Below are 10,908 nucleotides of genomic sequence, written 5' to 3'. Positions count from 1 at the left end.
GCGCGGGAAATGGTGCGTGAAGCGGTGGATATTTACAACGTGGAGCGGCCGCATCATGCGTTGAAATACAGAACCCCCGATGCGGTGCATAGGGGGTTCTGAGTAGAGAAATGCTAGTTGAAAATGTGTAAACCTATTTCAGGACTAGACAACTCAAAAGGTATCAGTCTTTCTTGGCCAGCAGGAACTGCACCAGCTTGTTGAACTGCTCTTGAGAGGTGATGGATTCAATTTTCACCATATACTTGCCGTTCACCAGGAAGGCCGGTACACCGCGAATGTTGTAGCTCTCGGTGTTGCGATCGAACTGGGAGACCATGCCGGAGACGGCAAAGCTGTCGACGGCACCGTCGAACTCTTCAGCCGGTACGCCGTTGTCCACGAAGATCTTCTTCACGTCGTCACGGCTCATCGGCGGCTGACGTTGGGTGTGGATCTTGGTGAAGATGGCCGGAGTCAGCTTGGCTTCGGCATTGAGCAGGCTGGCAACAGCGTAGGCACGCTGCATCTCGGGGCCCATCTCGCGACCGAGGAAAGCAACCGGGTTCTTCTTGAGGGGCACACCCTCTGGCAACCCGGCCTTCAACTGTTCAACGATCGGTTCGAAGGTAGCGCAGTGCGGGCAGTAGTAGGAGAAAAACTCCATCACTTCCGGCTGGGCACTGCCAGTCTGTTTGACCACATCGTAGTTGACGCCTTCCTTGAACTCGGGGGCGGCGTGAACCATGGGGATCATCAGCATGGCAGCAAGGAAAAATAGAACTTTTTTCATGATGTTTCCTGTTAAGGGATCACTGTGAGGCACGCCCGGCGAACCGAAGCAGTGCCAAGCCTATTGTTTCGCCATGCTGACGTCAATGGTCAGGGCCGGAGATCGAGTCCCGCTTTCCTCGCAAGATCCCTTCTATTTCACCAGTTTGGCATCAGACTCAACGGCGGCGCCTTGAGTGCTTCCAGCTGATCGTGCAGTGTCGCTATCTGTTGACGCCAGTAGTGATCGGTATTGAACCAGGGGAAGTGACGGGGGAAGGCGGGATCTTCCCAGCGTCGTGCCAGCCACGCCATGTAGTGAACGATGCGCATCGCCCGCAGCGGCTCGATCAGCGCCAGCTCCCGCGAGTCGAACTCCATAAACTCCTCGTAGCCCGCCAGCAGGGTGTCGAGCTGGATCTGCTGCTCGTGGCGCTCGCCGCTCAGCATCATCCAAAGATCCTGAATCGCGGGGCCGGTGCGGCAATCATCGAGGTCGACAAACATGGGACCGTCACGCCAGAGGATGTTGCCCGGGTGGCAGTCGCCATGCAGGGAGATCTGCGCCACATCCAGGGTCATGGCGTCGCTGACATGTTTAATCAGCTCGTCGAGTACCCCGAAGAATTGCTTCGCCAGCCCGCTTGGCAGCCATTCGCCAGACGCCAGCAGCTGACGCGGTTCATGCAGCATGCTCTCCACATCGAGTCGCACCCGATGGTGGAACGGCTTGCTGGCGCCGATCTGATGAATGCGGCCGAGGAAACGCCCCACCCACTCCAGCTGATCGAGGTTATCCACCTCGAACTGGCGACCACCGACGCTCTGCCAGATGGCAAAGGGGTAGCCCTCATGCTCCAGCAGGGTCTCGCCCGCGCAGGCGAGCGGCGCGGCGACCGGGATCTCAGCCTCTGCAAGGCGGGTGGCAAACTCGTGCTCCTCGAGGATCTGGGCTCGGCTCCAGCGGCCGGGACGGTAGAACTTCACCACATAGCGGCGACGATCCTCATCCTGAAACTGGTAGACCCGGTTTTCGTAGCTGTTGAGCTCGATAAGGCCGGAGTCGAGCCGCAGGCCACTGAGATCGAGCGCATCCATGATGAGGTCGGGATTGAGGTCGGAATAGTTGAAACGCATGTCATCCACCATAAGAAAGGGGCGCCGTTGCGCCCCATTCTATCACTACTACCCGCCATTGCCGTGCTCGCTGGTGACCGGACTGTTGTCACGCCCCGCCCGCAGCCACACGCAGTTACAACCGGCTTATAAACTTGCTGCCCTGGCGCAGGTTGCCCTTGCTGTCATCGGGCGCTGCCCCTTCCCGTTTCAGCACGAACTGGATATCCAGCGCCGGCCGCTTCAGGTTGTAGGGATCGACCGCCAGGCTGACCGGCAGGGTGTAGATCTCGCCCGCCTTCAGGGTCACTTCACGGGGGCCGAACCACTGATACTCGGGCAAGCCCTCCACATCCAGCTGGTAGGTCTGGGACTGCAGGGTCTTGTTGAGGATCTTGAGGGTGTAGGTGTTCTCGATAAGCCCCTCGCTGTTTTCGCGGAACAGCTGGTTGCGATCCCGCAGGATATCGAGCCCCATCGGCATAATGGACATGGCGTTGTAGACAAAGACCCCCAGCATCACTGCCATCACCAAGCCGTAACCTATCAGCTTGGGCCGCGCCACATGGGTGGAGTCGTTGGCCAGCTTGTGCTCTGTGGTGTAGCTGATGAGCCCTTTCGGGTAGCCCATCCGCTCCATGGTCTGGTCGCAGGCATCGACGCAGGCGCCGCAGTTGATGCACTCGTACTGCAGGCCGTCGCGGATATCGATACCGGTCGGGCAGACCTGCACGCAAAGATCGCAGTCGATACAGTCGCCCAGCCCCATCGCCTTGGGATCTGCCTTGCGGGAGCGGGCACCACGGGTCTCGCCACGCTTGGTGTCATAGCCGACGATGAAGGTGTCCTTGTCGAACATGGCGGACTGGAAGCGGGCATAGGGGCACATGTGGATACACATGATGGCACGCATCCAGCCCGCGTTGCCGTAGGTGATGATGGTGAAGAAGATCACCCAGAACAGCACCCATCCGCTGGCCTGCAGAGTGAAGAGGTCCGGCACCAGTTCAGTTACATCCTGGAAGTAGGCGACGAAGGTCAGGCCGGTCACCAGAGAGATCGCCAGCCAGGCCAGATGCTTGGCCCCCTTGCGAGCCAGCTTCTCGCCGCTCCAGGGCGCCTCGTCCAGCTTGCGCCGCTTATTGGCGGGCCCTTCCAGCTTCTCTTCAAACCAGATGAACATGAAGGTCCAGACCGTCTGCGGGCAGAGATAGCCACACCAGACCCGACCGAGGAAGGTGGTAATAAAGAAGAGTCCGAAGGCGGCGATCATGAAGAGCCAGGCAAGCAGGGTCAGATCCTGCGGCCAGATGGTGGCGCCAAAGATATGGAACTGCTGGTGACCGAGGTCGAACAGCACCGCCTGTCGCCCGTCGTAACGCAGCCAGGGCAGCAGCACGAACAGCGCCACAAAGAACCAGCCCATGGCCTTGCGCATCCGCTGCCAATACCCTTTCTGGGCCCGCACATAGATGCGGTTGCCCGGGTTGAATCTGTCGTCGCTGGCTTTGAACGTATTGGGGTTGAAGGTCCCGGTTACGCCCTTGTCGGTGACGTCCTTGATATCGATTTTATCGTGGTCGGCCATTGCAAGACATCGCTCCCTTATTTGTTATGGAGCGGATTATATCTTAAACAGCATGCTAATTGTGTGGATTAGATGTATCTAATATTGGGGTTGGATCGCAATTTTCGGCAACAAAAAAGCGCATCACCCCGAGGTGATGCGCTTCCGCTAAAGATTCACTTGATTCCGCGAGCTTTGAGCAGTGCCTCTTTGAAATCGGGCACATGATCCTTGGCCAGACCGGGGATCATCGCCTGCTTGTCGGATTCCCGCATCTTGAGGTGATAGATGAGCATGTCGTCGGTCAGCTCGGACAGAGGCCCTTCAAATCCCGCTTCTTGGGCCAGTTTGGCAACAAACTGCACCAGGCTGAGATCCTGTTCCTTGATCCAGGCAGGCTGCAACAACTCCAGCAGCTCTTCGATACGATGACATTGCATAGACAACCTCTTTAATCTGTCACGTTAAATTCAGGCAACCTTACCCATCAAGGCTACTTCGATTCGATCCCGCCCATTATGCTTGGCCTGATAGAGTGCCGCATCCGCTTTTTGGATCAAATCGGCGATTTTCATGCTGTTGTCCGGTATCAGTGTCGCAACACCAAAACTACATGTGACCCGACCGGAGACCAGTGACTTCTGGTGCGGGATGGCCAGCTCCTTGAGCGCCTGCCGCACATTGTCCGCCACCTGCAACGCCCCCTGCATGCCGGTGCAGGGCAGCAGCAAGGCGAACTCTTCGCCCCCGTACCGGGCCGCCAGATCGTCCTCGCGCCGCTCCACCTCGGCCAGCAAGCCAGCCACCTGTTGCAAACAGTCATCCCCCAGCTGATGGCCGTAGAGATCGTTGAACTGCTTGAAGTAATCCACATCCACCAGCACCAGCGACAACGGCGCCCGGGCGCGATGGCAGCGCCGCCAGGCCCGCTCCAGAGAGTCGTCGAGATGGGCGCGGTTGGCGATGCCGGTCAGGCCGTCGAGGCGGGAGGTGAGACGCAAATGCTCGGAGACCGCCTTCAGTTCGGCCACCAGCTCGGCGTTGGAGAAACGGTGGTGGAGCGAGGCGATCTGATCCCGCCGCATCCGGCGCAACAGGGTCGGCAGAAAGACAAACAGATAGCCCGCCAGCATGCAGGAGACAATCCGCTCCTGCTCGTTGCCATTGCCCAGCTCGAACAGCATCGCCATGCCCAGCGGCAGGGCTGAACCATAGAGGGTGCGGCGGCTGCCAAACAGCATGATGGCGCTGCCGGTAAGAATGAGACTGGAGAGCATCATCATGGCGGCCCGGTAGGTATCGGGCAGCTTGTCCATGTAGAGCAGCACCCCGAGGGCCCAGATGATGGAGGTGATGGTGACTCCGATAAAGAGCTCCCGCTCCAGCACCGGCAGCGGTGTCTGGTGCAGGCGGGCTCGGCGCCAGCGCAAGTGCCAGCCCCGACCCAGCAGCCACAGGAAAGTGCCTGCCAGCCAACCGAGCGCTTCGATGGCGGGTAGATAATCGTGAAACAGCAGACTCCAGCCAAATGCCAACACGCCCAAACAGGGGAGACTGAACGATGCATGGGTATAGAGCTGGGCCATAATGGCCTGCTTAACCTGGCGTGTCACACTCTGGGTCAACTGAGTACTCCTGTACAAGAGCCGAGCAGTCTACCATTACCCCCTGACCCGCAACAATAAAGCGCCGCTTATTAAGAAGTTAATCAATCAATAACGATTTCTTCTGCGCTGGCAGGTGAGTCCTTGCTCACCCCTTCTCCAATTCGTCGAGGATCGGGCACTCGGGATTTTCATCCCCGTGGCAGCAGCAAACCAGCCCTTCCAGGGAGGTAAGCATGGCCTGCAAGCCGGCGATGCGAGCCCGCAGATCGACGATCTTCTCCTGCGCCAGCTTCTTCACCTGGGCGCTGGTTCTGTGCTCGTCCCGATAGAGCGCCAGCAGCTCCTGACACTCCTCCAGATTGAAGCCGGTCTCCCGCGCCCGCTTGACGAAACGCAACTCCCGCAACGCCCCTTCCGTGTAACTGCGATAGCCGTTGTCACTGCGTACCGGGGCTGTGATGAGGCCAATGCTCTCGTAATAACGGATGGTCTTGGCGGTCAGCCCAGTGGCCTTGGCAACCTTGCTGATATTCATTTATGCCTCCTTACTGATCGGGTTGGATGCTGGCCCGTGCGCCGCCCTGGGCTGCCAGCGTTTCAATAACAGGGAATTGCTCAAAACGGTAATGCTGCTCAGGGCCATGGCCGCCCCCGCCAGCTCGGGGCTCAGGTAGCCCAGTGCCGCCAGCGGAATACCGATGATGTTGAACACAAAGGCCCAGAACAGATTCTGCTGTATGGTGCGCCAGGTCGCCGCCGAGATATCGATGGCATCGGCCACCAGCCGCGGGTCGGAGCGCATCAGGGTGATGGAAGCAGTCTCCATCGCCACATCGGAGCCGGAGCCCATGGCGATACCGACATCCGCCGCCGCCAGCGCCGGGGCGTCGTTCACCCCGTCACCCACCATGGCCACCAGCCCGCGGGTTTGCGCCCGCAACGCCTCCACTTTCTCCACCTTGCCCGCTGGCAGCACGGAGTCAAAGGCTCCGTCCAGTCCCAGCTTGGCGGCGATATGGGCCACGGGGGCCGGCGCGTCGCCGCTCACCAACCAGCTGGCAATGCCGCGCTGACGCAGAGTGGCGATGGCTTCCGGACTCTCGGGGCGCAGGGTATCAGCCAGCGCCGCGATACCGGCCACCACGCCGTCGATGGCCACCCAAACCCGGGTCGCGCCATCGGCGGCTTGTTCATCCTGTTGCGGCTGATCAATGCCGAGCTGGGCTAGCAGGGAACCATTGCCGATGGCGACACTGTGGCCCGCCACCTGACCGACTATGCCGGCACCGACCCGCACCTCGACCGCCTCCGGCTGAGGCAGTGCCACCCCGCTGCCGACCGCCTCGCGCATCGCCAGCGCCAGCGGGTGTTCGCTCGCCTGCTGCAGGGCGGCGGCGAGACGCAACTGATCGGCAGTGCCACTCCAGCTCGCCAGTACAGGCTTGCCTTGAGTGAGCGTGCCGGTCTTGTCGAAGATCAGCGCCTTGATGACGTGGGCCTTCTGCAAGGTATCCACATCCTTGATCAGGATACCGTGGCGCGCCGCGACGCCAGTGCCGGTGACAATGGCCGCCGGGGTCGCCAGCCCCAGCGCACAGGGGCAGGCGATCACCAGCACCGCCACCGCTGCCAGCAGCGCCTGACCGAAGTCGTTGCTGATGGCGTACCACACCAGCAGGGTGAACAGGGCAATGGCCATCACCACCGGCACAAACACGGCGGAGACCTTGTCCACCAGCTGCTGCAGCGGTGCCTTGCCCATCTGGGCACTCTCCACCAGCGCGATGATCTTGCTGAGGCTGGAATCCTCCCCCACGGTCGTGGCTTCGATCTCCAGCACGCCGGAGCGGTTGATGGCTCCGCCCAGCACCTTGTCGCCCGCACTGCGCGGCACCGGCAGACTCTCGCCGGTGAGGATCGATTCGTCCAGTTCGCTGGCGCCGCTAACGATTTTGCCATCCACCGGCACCCGCTCGCCCACCAGCACCCGCAGCCGATCGCCGCGCAGCACCTCGTCGATGGCGACGCTTTGCCAGTTCTCGCCACGCCAGACGGTGGCGGTTTCCGGCCGCAGCGCCATCAGTTCGCGAATGGCGGACTGGGTGCTGCGTCTGGCCCGTGCCTCCAGCAACTTGCCGAGGGAGATCAGGGTAATGATGATGGCGCTCGCCTCGAAATAGAGCTTGCCGCTGGCAGCCATCCCCAGCGTCAGCAGCAGATAGAGGCTATAGAAGTAGGCCGCACTGGTACCGGTCGCCACCAGCACATCCATATTGGCTGCGCGATTCTTGATGGCGAGCCAGGCGCCGCGATAGAAACGGGCACCGATCCAGAACTGCACCGGGGTGGCGAGCAGCAGCTCCAGCCATGCGGGCAGATGCCAGGGGAACAGTCCGGCCATGGCCAGCATCCCCACCAGCAGCGGCAGGGTCAGCAGGGCCGATACGATGACCCGGGTTTGCGCCTGACGGGCAGTGGCCGCCTCCTGCGCTTCCCGCTCCAGCAACTGCTGGCGACGGCCGCTGGCCGAGCCTTGTGCCAACTGGGCGCCAAAGCCGAGCGCCTCGATCTGCTCGCGCAAAGCGGCCGGGGTCTGCATCCCGGGCACCAGCACGATCCGGGCCTGTTCGATGGAAAAATTGACCTCGGCGGAGATCACGCCGGGCAGCGCGGCCAGCATCTTGTTCAGTCGAGCCGAACAACCGGCACAAGTCATACCGGTAATTTGAAACAAAAAGGTCTCGCTGCCGTAGTCGTAACCCTGACTCTTGATGCTGTCGAGCACCGCAGGCAGGCGGTCGGGGCTGGCCAACTCGATGGCCGCCTGCTCCAGCGCGAAATTGACGGTGGCCGATACCCCGTCGAGTTTGTTGAGACTGGCCGCGATACGGCCTGCGCAGTTGGCGCAGCTCATGCCGCTGAGCGGCAACTGCAAATGAATAGGTGATTGAAGATGAGTGGTCATGTTGTTCCTCCCCGGAACCCGTCGGCACCACAAAACGCCGACCGGCAAACCCTAACCTTTACTGTAAGGGCAAGCTCAAGCCACATGATCCACTTTTTGCAGATGAAAATGCGGCGCCCGTTTGCTGCCAGAGAGCAAACGGGCGCCGCATTCAGCTATTGCGCGGTGCGAGCGGAGCTCAGATACCGTACTGGGCGCGGTAAGCCTTCATGGCCGCCAGTTGCTCGGCCAGCTCCGGCTGTTCGGCCTGCTTCTCTTCCAGATAGGCAATCAGGTCGCTCATCTGGATGATAGCGATGATGTGGGCGCCGTAGTCACGCTCCACCTCCTGAATGGCGGAGAGCTCGCCCTTGCCCTTCTCCTGACGGTCCAGCGCGATCAGCACGCCCGCCAGCGAGGCGCCGTTGGCCTGGATCAGATCCATAGATTCGCGGATGGCAGTGCCGGCGGTGATGACGTCGTCCACCAGCATGACGCGCCCCTTGAGCGGGCTGCCCACCAGATTGCCGCCCTCGCCGTGATCCTTGGCCTCCTTGCGGTTGAAGCACCAGGGCACGTCCACATCGTGCTGCTCCACCAGCTGCACGGCGGTGGCGGAGGCGATGGGGATCCCCTTGTAGGCCGGGCCAAACAGCACATCGAACTCGATACCGGCATCCATCAGGGCGGCGGCATAGAAGCGGCCGAGACGGGCCAGATCGCGGCCGCTGTTGAACAGACCGGCGTTGAAGAAGTAGGGGCTTTTACGACCGGATTTCAGGGTAAATTCACCGAATTTGAGGACCTGTTTCTCCAGGGCGAACTCGATAAATTGACGCTGGTAGGCTTTCATTCTGGCTCCTTGCTTGGCTTGTCGTTGTCTTGTGTGGGGGTATAAAAAAACGCGGTCAATGCCGCGTTTGCAGGATCTGTTGACGCTTCGTCACAGCCGCGACGGAGTCGGTTTTTGCGCAGAACTAGGCATGAGATGCGAAGTTTGGTAATCCAAACGAGGCATCGAATAACGACGTTATGCACAAAAACCGCCCCGTCCCTACGGGTTGCGTGGCAAAGGATGCCATGCGTTGTTGCAGGACTTGCCAAGGGAATAACCATTGGCGACATCCTGCGCCTAGCCTGGCATCCTTTGACACTGCAACGCGACTTGTGCCGAAACATCAACAGGTCCTGGTATCAGGAAAGCGACTGCTTCTGCAGCGCAATGATGTCGGCAATGCCGCCCTTGGCGAGCGCCAGCATCTCCAGCAGCTCTTCATGGGTGAAGGGCTCGGCCTCCGCGGTGCCCTGCACTTCGATGATGCGACCATCTTCGGTCATCACCACGTTCATGTCGGTCTCGGCGGCGGAGTCTTCGATATACTCCAGATCGCAGATGGCTTCGCCCTGATACATGCCGACGGAGACGGCGGCGATCATCTGCTTGAGCGGGCTCTGCTTGATCATGCCCTTCTCGACCATCCAGTTCAGCGCATCCACCAGCGCCACGCAGGCACCGGTAATGGAAGCGGTGCGAGTGCCGCCATCGGCTTGCAGCACGTCACAGTCAACTGTGATGGAGTGCTCGCCCAGCGCAGTCAGGTCTACCGCGGCGCGCAGGGAGCGCGCGATCAGACGGGAGATCTCCAGAGTACGGCCACTCTGCTTGCCGGAGGCCGCTTCGCGGTTCATCCGGGAGTGGGTGGAGCGCGGCAGCATGCCGTATTCGGCAGTCACCCAGCCCTGGTTCTTCCCTTTCAGGAAGCGCGGCACGCTGGTGTCAACGCTGGCGGTGCAGAGCACGCGAGTGTTACCGAACTCCACCAGCACTGAGCCTTCTGCATGTTTGGTGAAATTGCGGGTAATGGTAACCGGGCGAAGTTGCGCGGCACTGCGATCGCTGGGACGTGACATGGAACGGACCTCTGGGCTGGCTCAAATTGGCGGGGGATTATAAGTGATCCCGCCCCAAATATCAGCCGCTAAAACCACGGCATCGGCTGACGAGCAGGGCCGGGCTGAGTATACTGGCCGCACACTTCATCAAGCCCGGAACAATCAATGATTCACAGCATGACCGCCTACGCCCGCAAGGAATTCAAGGGCGACTGGGGCACAGCCGTTTGGGAAATTCGTTCGGTCAACCAGCGTTATCTGGAGACCTACATTCGCCTGCCGGAGCAACTGCGCAGCCTGGAGCCGGTACTGCGTGAGCGTTTCCGCGCCAAGCTGCAGCGCGGCAAGGTGGAGTGCAACCTGCGTTTCGAAGCCGCTCAGGCCGCTGCCAGCCAGCTGCACATTAATGAAGAGCTGGCCAAGCTGATCATCGACAGCGCCAGCTGGGTAATGAAAGAGGCGGGTCAGGGCCAGCTCAATCCGGTCGACGTACTGCGCTGGCCGGGTGTCATGGCTGCCGCCGAGCAGGACATGGACGCGGTCGCCACCGAGCTGCTCGGCGGGTTTGACCAGACTATGGAAGATTTCCTCGCCTCCCGCGCCAGCGAAGGGGCCAACCTCAAGGCGCTGATCGAACAGCGTCTGGCCGGTATTCAGGTGGAAGTGAAGAAGGTGCGCGTCCACCTGCCGCAGATCATCGAGTGGCAGCGCCAGAAGCTCACCGACCGTCTGGCCGAAGCCAAGGTTGAGCTGGATCCGGCCCGCATCGAGCAGGAGATCGTCATGCTGGCCCAGAAGATCGACGTGGCCGAAGAGCTGGATCGTCTGGAGATGCACATCAGCGAGACCAACAAGATCATGAAGAAGGGTGGCGCCTGTGGCCGTCGTCTCGACTTCATGATGCAGGAGTTCAACCGCGAGTCGAACACGCTTGGTTCAAAGTCGATCAACGCCGAAGTGACCCAGTCCGCCGTCGAGCTGAAGGTTCTCATCGAGCAGATGCGCGAGCAAATTCAAAACATCGAGTGATG

General features: G+C 60.6%; 11 protein-coding genes. 2 read left to right on the top strand and 9 right to left on the bottom strand.

Annotated elements, in window-relative coordinates; genetic code table 11:
- Window positions 1-102: integrase core domain-containing protein (locus AB5Y86_RS19400; protein WP_368193409.1), on the top strand; the 102-nt coding region annotated here is incomplete at its 5' end.
- A gap of 61 nt (window positions 103-163) precedes the next feature.
- On the opposite strand, the gene AB5Y86_RS19395 is transcribed toward AB5Y86_RS19400, so the two are convergent.
- The 9 genes from AB5Y86_RS19395 to rph all read right to left on the bottom strand — a co-directional run bounded on the left by AB5Y86_RS19395 (window position 164) and on the right by rph (window position 9,895).
- On the bottom strand, window positions 164-772 hold the full coding sequence (locus tag AB5Y86_RS19395) for a thiol:disulfide interchange protein DsbA/DsbL (RefSeq protein WP_005339604.1): 609 nt from the start codon (window positions 770-772) through the stop codon (window positions 164-166).
- Between the two features lie 137 nt (window positions 773-909).
- Complete coding sequence (locus AB5Y86_RS19390) at window positions 910-1,899, bottom strand: serine/threonine protein kinase (protein WP_368193836.1); 990 nt, start codon at window positions 1,897-1,899, stop codon at window positions 910-912.
- A gap of 103 nt (window positions 1,900-2,002) precedes the next feature.
- On the bottom strand, window positions 2,003-3,454 hold the full coding sequence (gene ccoG, locus AB5Y86_RS19385) for a cytochrome c oxidase accessory protein CcoG (protein ID WP_005357450.1): 1,452 nt from the start codon (window positions 3,452-3,454) through the stop codon (window positions 2,003-2,005).
- Window positions 3,455-3,609: 155 nt separating this feature from the next.
- The gene (locus AB5Y86_RS19380; RefSeq protein ID WP_005339598.1) at window positions 3,610-3,873 is read right to left on the bottom strand and encodes a YihD family protein; all 264 of its coding nucleotides are present in this window, start codon (window positions 3,871-3,873) and stop codon (window positions 3,610-3,612) included.
- A gap of 30 nt (window positions 3,874-3,903) precedes the next feature.
- On the bottom strand, window positions 3,904-5,058 hold the full coding sequence (locus AB5Y86_RS19375; RefSeq protein WP_323915661.1) for a diguanylate cyclase: 1,155 nt from the start codon (window positions 5,056-5,058) through the stop codon (window positions 3,904-3,906).
- Between the two features lie 127 nt (window positions 5,059-5,185).
- Window positions 5,186-5,575: a Cu(I)-responsive transcriptional regulator gene (gene cueR / locus AB5Y86_RS19370; RefSeq protein ID WP_005356117.1), complete on the bottom strand. Its 390-nt coding sequence runs from the start codon at window positions 5,573-5,575 to the stop codon at window positions 5,186-5,188.
- A complete protein-coding gene (locus AB5Y86_RS19365; protein WP_368193835.1) occupies window positions 5,576-8,005 on the bottom strand; it encodes a heavy metal translocating P-type ATPase in 2,430 nt (809 codons plus the stop codon). It lies immediately after the preceding gene.
- A 178-nt stretch (window positions 8,006-8,183) separates the two neighbouring features.
- Window positions 8,184-8,837: an orotate phosphoribosyltransferase gene (pyrE, locus tag AB5Y86_RS19360; protein WP_368193834.1), complete on the bottom strand. Its 654-nt coding sequence runs from the start codon at window positions 8,835-8,837 to the stop codon at window positions 8,184-8,186.
- A gap of 341 nt (window positions 8,838-9,178) precedes the next feature.
- Window positions 9,179-9,895, bottom strand: coding sequence for a ribonuclease PH (gene rph / locus AB5Y86_RS19355; protein ID WP_005339589.1), 717 nt, complete (start codon window positions 9,893-9,895; stop codon window positions 9,179-9,181).
- Window positions 9,896-10,042: 147 nt separating this feature from the next.
- Between rph and AB5Y86_RS19350 the strand changes: the two genes are divergently transcribed.
- On the top strand, window positions 10,043-10,906 hold the full coding sequence (locus AB5Y86_RS19350; RefSeq protein WP_005357447.1) for a YicC/YloC family endoribonuclease: 864 nt from the start codon (window positions 10,043-10,045) through the stop codon (window positions 10,904-10,906).
- Window positions 10,907-10,908 lie beyond the last annotated feature (2 nt).

Origin of the sequence: Aeromonas sp. s8 (assembly GCF_040907785.1) — a bacterium.
In the GTDB taxonomy this organism is placed as follows: domain Bacteria; phylum Pseudomonadota; class Gammaproteobacteria; order Enterobacterales; family Aeromonadaceae; genus Aeromonas; species Aeromonas veronii.
This window is presented reverse-complemented; position numbering and strand designations above follow the sequence as displayed.